Consider the following 287-nt stretch of genomic DNA (forward strand, 5'->3'; position numbering starts at 1 on the left):
AACAGGGCACCATCGGCCGCTTCGAGGAGTTGACCCGCTCCACCAGCGATGTGCAGGACGCGTTGATCTCCATCCTGTCGGAGAAATACGTCTCGATTCCCGAACTCGACGACGACAATATCGTTTTCGCTCAGCCGGGTTTCTCCATCATCGCTACCGCCAACAGCCGCGACCGCGGTGTCAACGACCTGTCCTCGGCGCTCAAACGGCGGTTCAACTTCGTGCGTATCCCGGTGGTCACCAGCAAGCGCAGCGAGGCCGAGATCGTCCGATTCCGCACCACCGAG

The 287-nt window shown here is 61.0% G+C and carries 1 protein-coding gene; it reads left to right on the forward strand.

The window, feature by feature from the left end; translation table 11 throughout:
- Positions 1–287: AAA family ATPase (locus GV790_RS29945; protein WP_163818171.1), on the forward strand; the 287-nt coding region annotated here is incomplete at both ends.

The sequence above is a fragment of the Nocardia cyriacigeorgica genome, assembly GCF_010858045.1.
Lineage (GTDB): Bacteria > Actinomycetota > Actinomycetes > Mycobacteriales > Mycobacteriaceae > Nocardia > Nocardia cyriacigeorgica_E.